12 protein-coding genes and 1 pseudogene are annotated in these 15,437 nt (G+C 71.0%); 5 read left to right on the top strand and 8 right to left on the bottom strand.

Annotation, left to right across the window (positions count from 1 at the left end):
- Positions 1-25: 25 nt before the first annotated feature.
- Both Psi01_RS24295 and Psi01_RS24290 read right to left on the bottom strand, forming a co-directional pair.
- On the bottom strand, positions 26-523 hold the full coding sequence (locus tag Psi01_RS24295; protein ID WP_204066394.1) for a hypothetical protein: 498 nt from the start codon (positions 521-523) through the stop codon (positions 26-28).
- Positions 524-751: 228 nt separating this feature from the next.
- Entirely contained in the window at positions 752-1,303 is a 552-nt protein-coding gene (locus Psi01_RS24290; protein ID WP_204066393.1) for a MarR family winged helix-turn-helix transcriptional regulator, read from the bottom strand.
- 131 nt (positions 1,304-1,434) lie between these two features.
- Between Psi01_RS24290 and Psi01_RS24285 the strand changes: the two genes are divergently transcribed.
- Positions 1,435-2,367, top strand: a complete 933-nt coding sequence (locus tag Psi01_RS24285; protein ID WP_204066392.1) for an NADP-dependent oxidoreductase — start codon at positions 1,435-1,437, stop codon at positions 2,365-2,367.
- A 123-nt stretch (positions 2,368-2,490) separates the two neighbouring features.
- Positions 2,491-3,447 carry an alpha/beta hydrolase gene (locus Psi01_RS24280; protein ID WP_204066391.1) on the top strand — a complete coding sequence of 319 codons (957 nt, stop codon included), beginning with the start codon at positions 2,491-2,493 and terminating at the stop codon, positions 3,445-3,447.
- Between the two features lie 136 nt (positions 3,448-3,583).
- Here the strand turns inward: Psi01_RS24280 and Psi01_RS24275 are convergent, their stop codons facing one another.
- The 3 genes from Psi01_RS24275 to Psi01_RS24265 all read right to left on the bottom strand — a co-directional run bounded on the left by Psi01_RS24275 (position 3,584) and on the right by Psi01_RS24265 (position 8,869).
- On the bottom strand, positions 3,584-5,521 hold the full coding sequence (locus Psi01_RS24275; RefSeq protein WP_239127980.1) for an amino acid transporter: 1,938 nt from the start codon (positions 5,519-5,521) through the stop codon (positions 3,584-3,586).
- A 121-nt stretch (positions 5,522-5,642) separates the two neighbouring features.
- Positions 5,643-6,311, bottom strand: coding sequence for a response regulator (locus Psi01_RS24270; RefSeq protein ID WP_204066390.1), 669 nt, complete (start codon positions 6,309-6,311; stop codon positions 5,643-5,645).
- Complete coding sequence (locus Psi01_RS24265; protein ID WP_204066389.1) at positions 6,308-8,869, bottom strand: DUF4118 domain-containing protein; 2,562 nt, start codon at positions 8,867-8,869, stop codon at positions 6,308-6,310. The genes Psi01_RS24270 and Psi01_RS24265 overlap by 4 nt, the downstream gene beginning before the upstream one ends.
- A gap of 194 nt (positions 8,870-9,063) precedes the next feature.
- Here Psi01_RS24265 and Psi01_RS24260 point away from each other — a divergent pair, with 194 nt between their 5' ends.
- Positions 9,064-9,201 (top strand): hypothetical protein, encoded by a 138-nt coding sequence (locus Psi01_RS24260; RefSeq protein ID WP_204066388.1) that lies wholly within the window; start codon positions 9,064-9,066, stop codon positions 9,199-9,201.
- 408 nt (positions 9,202-9,609) lie between these two features.
- Here Psi01_RS24260 and Psi01_RS43495 read toward each other — a convergent pair whose 3' ends face one another.
- On the bottom strand, positions 9,610-10,095 hold the full coding sequence (locus Psi01_RS43495) for a sensor histidine kinase (protein WP_373872513.1): 486 nt from the start codon (positions 10,093-10,095) through the stop codon (positions 9,610-9,612).
- Between the two features lie 24 nt (positions 10,096-10,119).
- Positions 10,120-10,878 (bottom strand): annotated as a pseudogene (locus Psi01_RS43490) (GAF domain-containing protein); the annotation flags it as partial.
- A 742-nt stretch (positions 10,879-11,620) separates the two neighbouring features.
- Here Psi01_RS43490 and Psi01_RS24250 point away from each other — a divergent pair.
- Complete coding sequence (locus Psi01_RS24250; RefSeq protein ID WP_204066386.1) at positions 11,621-11,959, top strand: STAS domain-containing protein; 339 nt, start codon at positions 11,621-11,623, stop codon at positions 11,957-11,959.
- Positions 11,960-12,035: 76 nt separating this feature from the next.
- Here the strand turns inward: Psi01_RS24250 and Psi01_RS24245 are convergent, their stop codons facing one another.
- Positions 12,036-12,425: an ATP-binding protein gene (locus Psi01_RS24245; RefSeq protein WP_204066385.1), complete on the bottom strand. Its 390-nt coding sequence runs from the start codon at positions 12,423-12,425 to the stop codon at positions 12,036-12,038.
- A gap of 577 nt (positions 12,426-13,002) precedes the next feature.
- On the opposite strand from Psi01_RS24245, the gene Psi01_RS24240 reads away from it, so the two are divergent.
- Positions 13,003-15,381: a putative bifunctional diguanylate cyclase/phosphodiesterase gene (locus Psi01_RS24240; protein WP_204066384.1), complete on the top strand. Its 2,379-nt coding sequence runs from the start codon at positions 13,003-13,005 to the stop codon at positions 15,379-15,381.
- The last annotated feature ends 56 nt before the right edge of the window (positions 15,382-15,437 follow it).

Raw genomic sequence — 15,437 nt, 5'->3', positions numbered from 1 at the left:
GGTCCATCCGGATCGGAACGGGCGGTCAGACGCCGAGTTCGTCGCACAGGTCTGCGTAGCGGTCGAGATAGTCCGGGTTGCTCCGGAACCCGCCCAGACCGATCGTGTCGAACTCGTCCATCGAATCGGACGCCCGCACACCGAGTGCGGCGAGCGCCTCGTTGATCGACGCCTCATCGCCTGTCAGCCGCCGCTCACCGGCGAATGCCACACCCCACTGCGAGCCCATGCCGGCGTGGTACTCCGTCCGGATGATCGCGAACCGCGGCTCGTCCGCGCCGGTCACCTCCCGGACGAGGTCGCACAGCACCGCCTCGTTCGGGAGCAGCGCTCCAAGACAGCGCTCCGGCACGTCGAGCGACGCCCTGTTGCCCCGCACCGCGGCCCAGTAGGCGGAGAAGTAATGATCGATCGGAAACACCCCGATGCGGTCGTACACGAGTTCGGCACGCAGTCCCACCGAGCGGGCCCGCTCGGTGTCGACCTGTCCGGCGATGACGAGAGCACAAATGTCGTGGGGCATCTGCGTGCCTTCCTCGGCAGCCGCGGACTACGTCGCGGCGCCGCTTGCCAGGACCTTGCCATGACGACGACAGGTTGCCCTGCCGGTTTCCGCTCATGGTGCCGGTTTTCAATCATGGCGACCCGGTCCGGGTCCGTTCCCGTGCCCGTCAACCGGACGGCGCGGCGGCGGGGAGGAATCTCTCCGCAGCCCGCCGTTCGATCCGCCGTCGGCGGGGATCCGCTCACCCTAGGTCGCAGCTTCGGCCGGGAGAGCGGGCGTTGCGGTGCGGCGTTTGCGAGGTGCGGCGGAGCGGGGCGGCTGAGCACGCATGTGGTCGCGGACGCGGGTCATGATGTCGCCGAGGTGGTCGACGTCGTCGTCGCTGAGCGGGTCGAACAGCAGGCGGCGGGAGAGCCGGACGTGGCCGGGCAGGACGTGGTGGAACAGGTCGCGGCCGGCGTCGGTGAGGGTGACCCGGGTGGCGCGCTCGTCGTCGGGGCAGGGGCCACGGGTGATGAGGCCGGCCTTCTCCAGCAGGCCGGCCTGGTAGGTCAGGCCGCTGCGGCTGTAGACGACGCCGTCGGCGAGCTGGGTCATGGTCAGCGGGCCAGGGGCGTGAAAGAGGCGCGCCAGGAGCTGGAACTGCACATAGCTGATGTCGCCTTCGGCGCGCAGGTGCTGCTCGACGGCGTGCTGGAGCAGGCTGACGGCTTCCAGGAGCACGAAGTAGGCCTCCAGCTGCCGGGGTTCGAGCGGCTGGACGTGGCCGGTGTCGGCGGCGGAAGCGTGGTCGGTCATGCTCGCACCCTACATGCTTCGAACTCGAAACACTGTGACGACCATCACAACGAGAAGGGGTATTGCTTCGAACTCGGAGCAGTTAATGTCCTCACATGCTTCAAATTCGAAGCAAAAAGCGAGGAGAGATCATGAAAGCGATGCGCTACCACTCCTACGGCGACAGCGATGTCTTGACCTACGAAACCGCCGAGCGGCCGGCCGCAGGTGCGGGACAGGTGGTGGTGAAGGTGGCCGCCACCTCCTTCAACCCGGTGGACGCCGCAATCCGCGCCGGTTTCCTGCAGCAGGCCTTCCCCCTGACGCTCCCGCACATCCCGGGGATCGACGTGGCCGGCATCATCGACGAGGTCGGCGCGGGCGTCACCGGCTGGAAGGCCGGGGACGCGGTGGTGGCGTTCCTGCCGATGGACGCCGACGGCGCGGCCGCCGAGTACGTCGCCGCCCCGGCCCGGCTTCTGGCCGCGGCCCCGCGAACGGTCGACCTGGCGGACGCGGCGGCGCTGCCCGCGGTGGGCCTGACGGCCTGGCAGGCGCTGTTCGAGCACGCCGGCCTGACCGCCGGGCAAAGCGTCCTGGTCAACGGCGCGGGCGGTGCGGTCGGCGGATACGCCGTCCAGCTCGCCGTACAGGCCGGAGCGCCGGTCACGGCGACGGCGAGCGCACGCAGCGCCGAGCGGATCCGCGCCTACGGGGCGGGCCGGATCGTCGACTACACCGCCGCGCCGCCGGCGCGGGCAGTGGCGGGGAGGCGATTCGACGTCGTGCTCAACCTGGCGTCCGCCTCCGCGCAGGAAAGCGCCGAGCTGGCCGGTCTGGTCGCCGATGGAGGGATCTTCGTCAGCACCACCGCTGCCGGCGTCGAGGATCTGGCGCGCGGGGTGCGGGCGGTGCGGATGTCCGCCCGCAGCGACGCCGCCCAGCTCGCCGGCCTCGTCACCCGCATCGACGCCGGAGACCTGCGGATCGACGTGGCCGGACGGCGGCCGCTGGCCGACCTGGCCGCCGTCCACGACGCGGCCGCCGCCGGGCGCCTGCCCGGCAAGACGATCCTCATCCCCTGACCCGGCCGCCCCCGGGCCGATCCGCGCCGACTCCCGTCCGCGGGCCGCGCTGTCGCCGCCTGCTCACTTTCCGCCCCCTTCGGGACCGGGCCTCCGGCCCGGTCCGGCACAAGGAGAACCGTCATGTCCTTCACCCTCGACCCGCAGGTCGCCCAGGCCCTCGCCCCGATCGCCGCCGCGATGGCCGGCGCCACCCCGCCGCCGGCCGGCGACGTCGCCGCCCGCCGCACCGCCCTGGAGGCCCTGATCGCCCACACCGACGCCGCGCAGCCGACCCCGGACGATGTCACGATCACCGACTTCGAGATGGCCACCGCCGACGGCGCGTCGATCCTGCTGCGCTGGTACACCCGCCGTGACACCCCCGCCCGGCCCGGTCCGGCCGCCCTCTACCTGCACGGCGGCGGCATGATCCTGGGTCATGTCGGCCTGTTCGACGGGTCGGTGTCGCGGTATGTGGCGGCCAGCGGCACCCCGATCCTGTCGGTGGACTACCGGCGCGCCCCCGAACACCCCCACCCGGTCCCGGTGGAGGACGCCTACGCAGCACTGCTGTGGCTGCACGAGCACGCCGCCTCCTTGGGGGTCGACCCGGCCCGCATCGGCGTGTTCGGTGACAGCGCCGGCGGCGGGCTGGCCGCCGCCGTGGCGATCCTGGCCCGCGACCGCAGCGGCCCGGCCATCGCCCGGCAGATCCTCCTGATGCCGATGCTTGATGACCGCACCCTCACCCCCGACCCGCACCTCGCGCCGTTCGTGCTGTGGTCGTGGGATGACAACCGCACCGGCTGGCAGGCGCTGCTGGGCCACAGCGCCGGCGGCCCCGGCACACCCGCCTACGCCGCTCCCGCCCGCGTCGCCGACCCCGCGGGGCTGCCGCCGGCCTACATCGAGGTCGGCCAGCTCGACATCTTCCGCGACGAGGACCTCACCTACGCCCTGCGCCTGTCCCAGGCCGGCGTACCCGTCGAGTTCCACCTGCACCCCGGCGTCCCGCACGAGTTCGAGGGCATCGCCCACGCCTCCGACGTCGCCCGCCGCGTCATCGCCGACCGCGTCCGCGTCCTGGCCTCCCTGTAACCCCCGGTGCAGCTTCCGCCGCCGGGCCGCAGCCACCTGCCGCGGCCCGGCGTTCGGCGGCCCGCCTGGAGGTGGCCACGCCCCCGGCGCTCTGCCGGGCGGCGCCGGCCACGGCGTTCATGGTGTCGGCGGCCGCTCAACCGACGTGGACCAGTGGGCGGCGGGCGGGGTCGGGCTCGGCCTGGCGCAGTACCTCGCGGGTCAGCGGCGGGATGTCGCCGCCGCCGAAGACCAGATAGCGCAGCAGCGCGCCGATCGGATTGCCCTCGGCGGCCCAGTGGAAGTACACATGCGGCGTCTTGCCGGTCTCGTCGCGCAGGTACAGCAGCAGCGCGGCGATGGAGTTGGCGACGGTCGGGCTCTCCATGCGCAGGATGCGGAAACCGTGGCGCTCCTCGCCGATGACGCGCAGCTCGCTTTCGAACTCCGAAGCGTCCGGGACGGTCACCTCAAGAAAGATCAGGCCTTCGCCGGTGCGCAGCCGGTGCAGTTCCCAGGCCTCGCGGGCCTTGTCGACGTACTCCTTGCAGTCTCGGGCGTGCGGCTCGTTGGCGATCAGGTGGATCTCACCGGCTTCGTTGATGTAGCGCCGGGCGGCATCGTCCAGGCTGATGCGGGTGACGCGCAGCTCGGTGGAACGGGTGGCCCGGGAGATCAGCGAGGTTACCACGATCGCCAGCACGAACAGCAGCGCGATCACCAGGCCGTCGGGCCGCTCGATGATGTTGGCCACGGTGGCGTAGGCGAAGATCAGGGTGATGACGCCGAAGGGAAGCGCGGCCCGGCGGCGACCCGCACTCCAGGCCGACAGGGTGACCGCGATGGCCGCCGACAGGATCAGCGCCAGCACGCCGGTGGCGTAGGCCCCGCCCTGGGACTCCACATCGGCGTCGAAGACCAGCGTGATGGCGAAAGAGATCGCGGTGAAGACCAGCACCATCGGCCGGGTGGCGCGCGACCAGTCCGGGGCCATGCCGTAGCGGGGCAGATACCGCGGGACGATGTTGAGCAGTCCGGCCAGCGCGGAGGCGCCGGCGAACCACAGGATGGCGATCGTGGAGATGTCGTAGGCGGTGCCGAACCAGTCGCCCAGGAACTCGTGCGCCAGATAGGCCAGGGCCCGGCCGTTGGCCTTGCCGCCCTCGGCGAATTCGGCGGCCGGGATCAGCACCGTGGTGGCGAAGCTGGAGGTGATCAGGAAGCCGCTCATGATCAGCGCCGCGGTGGTCAGCAGCTTCCTGGTGCCCGCGATCCGCCGAGCCAGGTCCCCCTTGACCAGCGGCATCACCGCCACCCCGGTCTCGAAGCCGGACAGTCCCAGAGCGAGTTTCGGCATGACGTACAGCGAGACGGCGATCATCGCGATCGGGCTGGAGTGCTCGGCCGTCAGCGCGGCGCCCCAGTCGGCGACCAGGGCCGGCTCGATGAGCACGTGCTGGACGGCCACCGCCACGACCACGACGTTCAAGGCCAGATAGACGGCGACCAGCACCACCGCGATGGAGATGGCCTCGCTGAAGCCGATCAGGAACACCGCGCCCAGGGCGGCGATCAGCATCAGCGTCACCGGCACCTGCCAGCCGGAGAAGGACTCCGGTACGAACGGGTTGTGCAGCACGTGAGCGGTGGCGTCGGCGGCCGACAACGTGATCGTCACGATGAACGCGGTGGCCACGAACCCGAGCAGGAACAAAACCAGCAGCTTGCCGCGCCATCCGGGCAGGAGGCTCTCCAGCATCGACAGCGAGCCCAGCCCGTGCGGGCTCTGCTTGGCCACCGCCCGGTAGGTGGGCAGCGCCCCGAACAGCGTCAGCGCCACCAGCAGCAGCGTGGCGATCGGGCTGAGCGCCCCGGCGGCCAGCGCGGCGATGCCGGGCTGGTAGCCCAGGGTGGAGAAGTAGTCCACGCCGGTCAGGCACATCACCTGCCACCAGGGGTGCTGGTGTCCCGGCGTCTCCTCGTGGTGCGGGCCGGTGGTCTTGGCGTCCGAGCGCGACAGGCCGTGCAGCAGCCACCGGCGCAGCGTGGACTCCTCGTGCGCGGATACGGTCCTCGGCGGGGTCGACGTGTTCACCCCTGCCCACCCCCCGTGGTCGGTGTCGATTGCCGGTGTGTTGCCGTGGTGCGTGTGGTGCGCATGGCGCGTTTCCTTCTTCCGGGACCGGCGGCGGTCATGAGGCGACCGACGACCGGCCTCAGGGCGCGAAGCGATAGCCCATGCCGGGCTCGGTGATCAGATGGGCCGGCCGGGCGGGGTCGGGCTCCAGCTTCCGGCGGAGCTGGGCCATGTACTGGCGCAGATAGTGGGTCTCCTTGGCATAGCCGGCCCCCCACACCTCGGTGAGCATCTGGCGCTGGCTGATCAGCCTGCCGGGGTTGCGCAGCAGCAGCTCCAGCAGACGCCATTCGGTGGGCGTCAGCCGTACATCACCGGAGACCGTCTTGGCGGCCAGGTCGACCGTGCGCTCGCCGATGCGGATCTGCGCCGGCTGGGTCCCGTGCGGTACGGCGCGCCGGGTGACGGCCCGGATGCGGGCCAGGAGTTCTTCGATGTCGAACGGCTTGGTGACGTAGTCGTCGGCGCCGGCGTCCAGGGCGTCGATCTTGTCCTGGCTGCCCACCCGGCCCGACAACACGATGATCGGCACCGACGTCCAGCCGCGCAGGCCGCAGACCACCTCCACCCCGTCGATGTCGGGCAGGCCCAGATCCAGCACGACCAGGTCAGGATGGAACTGCGCGGCCTGACGCAGCGCGGAGCCGCCGTCGTCGGCCAGGGCGACCTCGTAGTGGCGGGCGACCAGGTTGATGCGCAGCGCCCGCAGCAGCTGCGGCTCGTCATCGACGATCAGGATCCGGGTCACGTCCCCTCCTCGGTGGGCGTGTCCCCGTCGGGGGAGAAGACCGGCATGGAGACGATCATGGTGAGTCCGCCGCCCGGGGTCTCCTCGGGAACCAGGGTGCCGCCCATGGCCTCGGTGAGGCCGCGCGCCAGCGCCAGCCCCAGGCCGACGCCGGTGTGGTTGTCACGGTCGCCCAGCCGCTGGAAGGGCAGGAAGACCTGCTCGCGCGCGGCGTGCGGGATGCCGGGACCGCGGTCGATCACGCGGATCTCCACACGATCGCCGTGCCGGCTGGCGGTGACCACGACCACCTGATCGGGCGGGCTGTGGCGGGCCGCGTTCGACATCACGTTGACCAGCACGCGTTCCAGCAGGGCCGCATCGGCGACGATCTCGGGCAGTTCCAGCGGGATGTCGCCCTCGACACGCTCACGCAGCGGGCCCAGGGCGTCGATGGAGCGCGGCACGATCTCCTCCAGCGCCACCGGGTGCGAGGCCAGGCCGAGCACGCCGGCCTGCAGGCGGCTCATGTCGAGCAGATTGGCCACCAGCCGGTCCAGCATGGTCAGGGATTCGGCGGCGGTGGCCAGCAGCTCGGCACGGTCGTGCTCAGACCAGTCGATGTCGGTGCTGCGCAGGCTGTCGATGGCGGCCTTGGCCGAGGCGAGCGGGGTGCGCAGGTCGTGGCTGACGGCGGCCAGCAGGGCGGTGCGCATCCTGTCGGCCTCGGCCAGCGGCCTCGCCTGTGCGGCCTCGTGCTGGAGACGCTCCTGGCGCAGGGCGACGGCGGCCTCGGTGGCGAAGGCCTCCAGCACCCGGCGGTCGGAGGCGGCCAGCAGCCGCCCGCGGATCGCCAGCACCAGGGAGTCCTCGATGACCACATCGGTGTCGGCGGCGGCCGGATGAGTGCAGGGCGGGCCGCCGGAGGTCGCCAGGATGCGCCAGGCCTCGGGGTCGCCGCGATCCTCCAGACCGGGCTCGCCGACGCGCTCCAGGAGGGTGACCGAGGTCAGGGCGAAGGTCTCGCGCAACCGGGCCAGCAGGGAGGCCAGCGCGGCCTGGCCGCGCAGTACGTGCCCGGCCAGGGTGGACAGCACCTCGGCCTCGGCGCCGGCGCCGGCGGCCTCCGCGGTCCGGCGGGCGGCCAGATCGACGACGGCGCTGACGGTGATCGCGACCAGCACGAACACGACGAGCGCGAGCAGGTTGTCGGCACCGGCCACGAACAGGGTGTGCAGGGGCGGGGTGAAGAACCAGTTGAGCAGGGCGACGCCGCCCACGGCTGCGGCGATCGCCGGCCACCTGCCGCCCACCAGCGCCACGCCGACGACCATCATCAAGAACAGCAGGATCCGGCTGGACATGCTCACCGCCCCGCCCAGCAGGACCAGGAGCGCGACCAGGGCGGGCAGACCGAGCGCGGTCAGAGCCCACCCGGCCCTCCGCCGGATCCGGGACAGCCCCGCATGCGAACGCCACGGGCGTCGCCGGCCGGTGGCGGTCTCCCCGTGAGTGACCATGTGCACATCGATGGAACCGGACATCGCGATGGTCTCCACGCCGACGCCGCGAGAGCGCAGGCGGGCCAACCGGCCGCGGCGGGAGGCTCCCAGCACGAGCTGGGTGGCGTTGACACCGCGGGCGAAGTCCAGCAGCGCCCGCGCTACGTCGTCGCCTACCACCTGGTGGTAGGAGCCGCCCAGGGCTTCGACCAGAGTGCGCTGGCGGGCCAGGTGCGCCGGGCTGGCGCCGCTCAGGCCGCCGCCCGCCCGGGTGACGTGCACCGCCAGCAGGTCGGCGCCCCTGCTGCGGCCGGCGATGCGGGCCGCCCGCCGGATCAGCGTCTCGCCCTCCGGGCCGCCGGTCAGCGCGACCACCACCCGCTCGCGCACCCTCCAGGGTGCGGCGATGCCGTGCTCGGCGCGGTAGCGCTCCAACTGCTCGTCGACCCTTCCCGCCAGCCACAGCAGCGCCAGCTGCCGCAGCGCGGTCAGGTTCCCCTCGCGGAAGTAGCTCGACAGCGCCGCGTCGATCTCCTGCGGGGCGTAGATGTCGCCGTGCGCCAGGCGGCGGCGCAGCGCCTGGGGCGCCATGTCGACCAGCTCGACCTGCTCGGCCCGCCGCACGACCTCATCCGGCACGGTCTCGTGCTGGGCCACCCCGGTGATCTGCTGTACCACGTCGGTGAGCGACTCCAGGTGCTGGATGTTGACCGTGGAGACCACATCGATGCCGGCCTCCAGGATCTCCTCCACGTCCTGCCAGCGCTTGGCGTTGCCCGCCCCCGGGGCGTTGGTGTGGGCGAGCTCGTCGACCAGGACGACTTGCGGCCGGCGGGCGATGACCGCCTCGGTGTCCATTTCGGTGAAGCTCTCACCCCGATGGACCAGGTCCTGGCGGGGGAGGATCTCCATGCCGTCCAACAGCGCGGCGGTGCGGGCACGGCCGTGGGTCTCCACCAGGCCCACGACCACATCCCGGCCCCGTTCCCGCCCCCGCCGTCCCTCGCCCAGCATGGCGAAGGTCTTGCCGACCCCCGGCGCCGCGCCCAGGTAGATCCGCAGCCGCCCCCGTGGCATGCCGATCACCATTTTCCAATCCCGAGAACACACCGAGGCCCCTCTGCGAGGGACAAAGCCCATGAAATAGTGACAGCTGGCACCTTCCCCGTATCTTGACGCTTTCCCTACGCCCCCGGACGGATTGTTGACGGGATCCATACGCCTCCTGCGACGCACTCGCCCGCTCGCACCCTGGAGATTTCCCATCCCGGGTGAGCTCGTGGTCCGGCGGGACGACGATCGCCGAGGCGCACGGCGGCACCGCCACCGCCGCCAGCACTCCAGGACGGGGCTCGACCTCCACCGTGCGCCTCCCGGGTGGCGGCCCGTCACCGGCGCACGACCGGTGACGGCCGCAGCGGCCCGGTTGCCGCGACAGCGGGCGCCCTCGCCCGGCTGGCAGGCCGGCGGGCGGGCGGGCGCGGGGAGCGGGCGGCGGATCACCCGCCCGGAACAAGCCGCTACGGAAAGCGTTGCGTCCATCACTTGCGGTGTCCGGCTGGAGAGGGATCACACAGCTGCCTCGGCCGGGGCCATAAGCCTGCCCCCTCGGAACGGCTGCCGTACCCGCCGTGTCGGCGGCCTCTCCCCCGCTCTGGCCCTGTTGCGATCGACGAGCCAGGGGCCCTTCGGCGGCTGAGGCGATGCGGCCGTGCTCGCGCAGGCGCCATCGCCCCGGTCGAGTCGACCGCCCGGACGCTACAGGCCGGTGACGGGGTAGGCCGCATCCGGCGAGCAGCGAGAGCAAGGCGCGGCGCTCAGGTGCGTGGGTCGTCTGCTGCGGCGGGCAGGGTGAAGACGAGGCGGGCGCCGCCGCCGGGATTGTCGCAGGCGCTGATGGTGCCGCCATGGCGCTCGACGACCCGCTGGCAGATGGCCAGCCCCAGGCCGGTGCCGCTGTAGGTGTCGGCGGCCTCGGCGGCGCGGTGGAACCCGGTGAAGATGGCCTCATGTTCACCGGCCGGGATACCGATGCCGCGGTCGGCGACCGTGATGCGCACCCAGCCGTCACCGGTCGGCTCGCCGGTGATATCGACACGGGCGACCTGACCGGCCGCCGTGTACTTGATCGCATTGCCGATCAGGTTGTTGAACAGCTGACGCAGCAGGGGAGGGTTGCCGCGTACCGGCGGCAGCGTGCCGGTGTAGATCTGCGGCACCGCGTCGGCCTCCTCGACCCCGGCCAGATGGTCGTCGATGATCTGGCGTACCAAATCAGCGGTGTCGACATCGAGCAGACTCAATGCGGCGTCGCGGGCGCTGGCGTAGGTGAGCAGGTCGTCGATCAGCTGGTTCATCTGCTCGGTGACGGTCAGCACCCGCTGCAGATGGCCCAGGTCCTCTTGAGGGACGTGCTGGTCGGCGAGGCTTTGCAGGGCGAGTTCGGTGAAGCCGCCGATCACGCTGAGCGGGCGCTTGAGGTCGTGGGCGACGACGCCGGCGAACACATGCAGCTCGGCCTCGCGCCGCCGGCTTTGCTCATACAGCCGCGCGTTGGCGATGGCCACGCCCGCGGCGGTGGCCAGCGCGGTGACGATGGCCTCGTCTTCTTCCTCGAACGGCCCGCCGTCGGCCTTCTCGGTCAGATACAGGTTGCCGAACACCTTCTCGCGCACCCGGATCGGCACTCCCAGAAAGCTGCGCATCGGCGGATGCCCCTCGGGAAAGCCGTAGGAGGCAGGATGGTCGGCCAGATCCGCCAGGCGCAGGATCTGCGGTTTGCGCACCAGCAGGCCGAGCAGTCCTTCCCCGTACGGCCAGTGGTCGACGGCTGCGATCTGCTGTTCGCTCATGCCCACCGGGATGAACCGTTTGAGCGTGCCGCCCTCACCGATCACCCCCAGGGCCCCGTAGCGGGCATCGGCCAGCCGGGTGGCCGCGGTGATGACGCGCCGCAGCGCGCTTTCCAGGTCCAGCTCACTGCCGATCGCGATCACCGCCTCCAGCAGGGTATGGATACGATCTTGAGTCGTAGCCAGCGCCTGCAGGCGCTCCTGCAACTCCGTCAGCAGCTCGTTGGTGCGCATCCGCGGCAGCAGCGGCTCGTCGTTCACATCCCCGCCCCCGTCGCTGTCCCGATCCGGTTACGGCCACCCATGTCAGGCCGTCAATAGCAATCACTCAAGAGTTACCCGTCTTCGGCTGACAGTCACCGAGGACGACCGTCCTGGTGGTTCGATACGGCAGACCACCGGAGAGCGGCGCCCCCACAGCCACCATCGCCCGGCGCCATGCCCGGGCCGCCGCCAAGGACGGAACCTTGGCGGCGGAGCGATTGGATGCTGCCCGGGCTGACCGGGCCGGAGATCTGCCACCGCCTGCGCGAGCTGAACGTGCGGGCCGAGGCGCCGGTGAGCCGAGCCCGCATCCGGGCGTAACCCTCGCCTCGGCCGGGGTTCCCGCAACTCCGGACAGTGGGGAGCCCGATGGTCACTTGGACGGGTGAGTCCTGAAGCGGAGAGCAGTACGGCGATGCGTACCGGCGGGTGGGCCCACCCGTGAGGCGCGTCCGTGGCCGGCCGGGTGTCGCCCAGGCCCTGCCGGGCATCGGCTCGGAAAGTCGCTTACGGCCGCTCGCGGTTGGCCGGTTGGGCCGGCTACGGCTACTGCCGCTCCCGATTCTGAGGCCGTATTTATGAAGTGATTGTCAGGACGGGTTGTCAGCACCCCCCACCGCAGGCCTACGGTGGAGAATGAAGCGGTTACCGCCGACCGGTGCCTGTGCCGGTCGACGTTGCCGATGGCCGCTGGGATGGGGGAATCCCCCGCATGACCGTGCTGTCGCTCACCATCACCGATCACCCGGCGGTTACGGTGATCGCCCTGAACGGCGAGATCGACGCCCTGACCGCCGATCACCTGCGCCAAGCGATCGACCAGGCCCTGGCCCGCGGCCGCACCCACCTGGTCGTCGACACCGCAGGCCTGGGCTTTTGCGACTCGCTCGGCCTGCACACCCTGATCGCCGGCCAGCGCCGAGCCGCCTCTGCCGGTGGGTCGCTGCGCCTGGTCCACGCCCACGGTTATCTGCAGCGGCTGCTGGAGCTGACCCAGCTCACCGGCCTGTTTCCGCGTGATCCGCAGTCGGAGCAGCTGCTCGTTCGGTGACCATCTCGCTGCTCGGCCACGTACCAAGCCGAGCGAAACCCCACCCGCATCCACGGTTACCAGGTGCCGGGCCCTCTCAGACCGACGCCAGTTTCATGACCATGCGCAGGCGTGATGTTCTCGGCTGTCGATCGATGACTACCGTGTCGCATACCCGGCGGATCAACCACAGTCCGGCGCCCCGGGCGCGGCCCGGGGCGGGTGGGCCGGCCGGTAGATGGGTGGGGTCGAGCACGCCTGCGGCGTCGTCCACCTCAACGATCAGATGCCCGTCCTGGCAGCCGATGCTCACCGTGCCGCTGGCGCCGCCGTGCTCCAGTACGTTGACCACGGCCTCGTGCACCGCCACCACCAGGTCAGCCGCACGTCGGCCGTCCATGCCGGCACTGATCGCGCACTGATGCACCCGCTGGCGCATCCCGGCGAGATCACCGGTGATGGGCCACTGCTCCGCCGGACCGGCCATGCCCTCCCCTGTCCCCGATATCGGATCCGTCCACGCTCACATCACGAGAGGCCGGCCGCTCACCGGTGCCGGTGCGGCCTACTGCACGCTCGTGCATGCCGGCCTCCCTCCTGCGCCTGCCCCGGCCCTACTACCCCACCGGCCCGCACCCGGCACCTGGCGCCCCGGCAAAGCGGGCGTGCTGTGCGATCGCCGACCACCCTCATGCTCTTTGATGACCGGATGCCGGGATGTGTTCGCCCGTTGCCGCCGGCACCATCGTGTTGTTCGACTGCAGATGAGGCGTTGCGCGCATCCTCGGCGCCCGTACCGGTCCCTGCGACCGGCGGCATCCAGCACCACTGCCGCCGCCTCGGCGCGTTCCCACAGCGACCGCATGGTGGGGATCGCGCCGATCGGGCCGCGGGTCACGATCGTGATGTTGAGAACGAATCTCAACTTCTCCTGCTTTTGGGTCAACTACTCCACCGGCCAGCCGATGGAAGGCCAGGCACCTCGACCAGGGAGTGAACTTTTCGGCTGTCTTTCCCGCATCGGATCACATGCGGAGATCGTCTGCGTGGCCAGGAGAAAGACTATGAACGCAACCGTGTGCGCAGCACGCACCACCCTCGCCCGGCTGACGGGCCATCCCCGGCTGTGGGTGGCCAGCCTGGCGCTCGGTGGCGTGCTGGCTGCGGCCTCCCCGGGGCTGGGCTTGTTGTCCCCGCTGCTGGACACCTGCGCCCGCGCGTTGCTGCAGGGCCTCTGCGCGGTGTCGGTGATCGTCGGAATCGACCGCTACGGCCTGGCCGATCTGCGGCCCTGGCGGCTGATCCGCGCGGCGGCCGTCACCTCCTGGGTCGCCATCGCCCTGGTGCGGGGCTTGGGCGAGGTCTGGCTACGCCTACCGGCCGCCGCCGACCTCTACCAGGTTGCCATTGTGACTGGGTATGTCCTATTACTGGCCGGGCTGGTGCTGCTGGGACTGCAGGCCGGCGGCTCTCCCTGGGCCGGGATGCTGGACGGCGGCATCATCAGCATCGGCGTGGCCATGCCGCTGTGGGTGTTCCTGATCGACCCGGCTCTCGACCACCGCGGCAACGCCGCCACCGGCTTCGCCTTCCTGCTGATCATCCCTCTCATCGACCTGTTCATCATGGGCATCGTCATGCGGATGACGCTCGACAGCGCAGGCATGGCGTGCCTGGCGCTGCTGAGTGCCTCCACCTTCGCCCTGTTCGCCGCCGACAGCCTTCATCTGTTCGACACCGTGATGGGCCGCACCGCAGGCCCGCTGTCGACGATCGGCTGGCTGGCGTTCTCCGCCCTGGTCGGAGCCGCGGCCCTGCATCCCAGCATGGCTGCCGTCCGCAACATCCACACGCCGGTGGTCTCCAGCCGGACACGGATCACGATCTTCCTGGTCCTGGCCCTGCTCAGTCCGCTGATCTCCGGACTGGGGCGGGTGCTGGTGCACGCCGACACCGCGCGCGACCCCGTTGACGACGTTGTCTTCACCGTGCTGACCGTGCTGTTGGCCGTGCTGCTGGTGCTGCGGCTGAGCACCATCGCCCGCATCGCCGAGCGGCAGAGTGCCCAGCTACGCACCGCGCTGCACCGCCAGCAGGCACTGCAACACAGTCTGACCCACCGTGCCTACCACGACCCGCTCACCGGTCTGGCCAACCGCAGCCTGCTGCGCAAGAGGTTGCAGGATGCCGTCACTGCGCACGCCACCGAGCCCGGCACGCCACCGCCCGCACTGCTGCTGCTCAACCTGGACGGCTTCAAAGACATCAACGACACCTACGGCCATGCGCTCGGCGATGAGCTGCTCACGGTGGCCGCCCGCCGCCTGGGCGCCCTGACCGCCGAGGGCCGGATCCTGGCCCGCCTCGGCGGCGACGAGTTCGCCCTGCTGCTGCCCGCCGCCACCGTCGAGCAGGCGCACGCCGCCGCTCAGCAGATGCTCGACCTGGTGCGCAGCCCTTACCGGCTGAGCGAGCGCGAACTGCACGTGACGGCCAGCATCGGCGTGCTGGCCGGGCAACCGGTGGCCGAGCCGTCCGACGCGCTGCGCGACAGCGACCTGGCCCTGAACACCGCCAAGTCCGGCGGCAAGAACCGGATCGTCGTCTTCGACCATGAGCTGCGCGCGGCGCGCCTGCGGCACACCGAGATCATCACCGGTCTGCGCCGGGCGCTGGAGCGCAACGAATTCACCCTCGCCTACCAGCCCATCGTCGATGTGACCACCGGAAAGCTCAGCAAGGTCGAGGCGCTGCTGCGCTGGCGGCCATCCGCCGGCCGCCCGGTGTCTCCGGCGGTGTTCATCCCCCTGGCCGAAGAAAGCGGCCTGATCGTCGACATCGGCCGCTGGGTGCTGGAGCACGCCTGCGCCGATGCGGCCGGCTGGTATGAGCGCTACGGCCTGACCGTCACCGTCAACGTCTCCGGCCGTCAACTGCGGGAGACGACCTTCAGCGACACCGTCTTGGCCGCGCTGACCCGCCACGGCCTGCCCCGGCACGCGCTGACCCTGGAGATCACCGAGTCCATGCTGCTGGCCACCGGCGCGACCGAGACCGCCCGCATCGTGGGGGTCTTGAGCGACCTGCGCGAGCTCGGCATCCGCATCGCGCTGGACGACTTCGGCACCGGCTATTCCTCCCTGGCCTACCTGCGCACGCTGCCGGTCGACATCCTCAAGATCGACCGTTCGTTCATCACCCCGCTGACCGGCACCGACCACGACGAGCAGGCTCATGCCTTCACTCAGTCGATCGTGGAACTTGCGGCCCGGTTGAGGCTGAGCGCCATCGCCGAAGGGGTGGAATCCGCGCAGCAGGCCCAGGCGCTGCGGCAGATGGGCTGCCGGCTGGTCCAGGGTTATCTGTTCTCCCCGCCCGTTGAGGCGGCGCACATCGATGCCTTGCTTGAGCACGGTCCTGACTGGCAGCCCAGGGCCGCCTGAGCCGTAGTCGCGCACAGGAGCGTACTGCAGATGCCGGCCCGCGCCCGATCTGATCG

Origin of the sequence: Paraplanobispora siamensis (genome assembly GCF_016863175.1) — a bacterium.
Classification (GTDB): domain Bacteria; phylum Actinomycetota; class Actinomycetes; order Streptosporangiales; family Streptosporangiaceae; genus Planobispora; species Planobispora siamensis.
This window is presented reverse-complemented; position numbering and strand designations above follow the sequence as displayed.

Coding starts and splice junctions, on each gene's coding strand:
- Psi01_RS24295 (WP_204066394.1), bottom strand. CDS start 523: ATGCCCCACGACATTTGTGCTCTCGTCATCGCCGGACAGGTCGACACC.
- Psi01_RS24290 (WP_204066393.1), bottom strand. CDS start 1,303: ATGACCGACCACGCTTCCGCCGCCGACACCGGCCACGTCCAGCCGCTC.
- Psi01_RS24285 (WP_204066392.1), top strand. CDS start 1,435: ATGAAAGCGATGCGCTACCACTCCTACGGCGACAGCGATGTCTTGACC.
- Psi01_RS24280 (WP_204066391.1), top strand. CDS start 2,491: ATGTCCTTCACCCTCGACCCGCAGGTCGCCCAGGCCCTCGCCCCGATC.
- Psi01_RS24265 (WP_204066389.1), bottom strand. CDS start 8,869: ATGCCACGGGGGCGGCTGCGGATCTACCTGGGCGCGGCGCCGGGGGTC.
- Psi01_RS24250 (WP_204066386.1), top strand. CDS start 11,621: ATGACCGTGCTGTCGCTCACCATCACCGATCACCCGGCGGTTACGGTG.
- Psi01_RS24245 (WP_204066385.1), bottom strand. CDS start 12,425: ATGGCCGGTCCGGCGGAGCAGTGGCCCATCACCGGTGATCTCGCCGGG.
- Psi01_RS24240 (WP_204066384.1), top strand. CDS start 13,003: ATGAACGCAACCGTGTGCGCAGCACGCACCACCCTCGCCCGGCTGACG.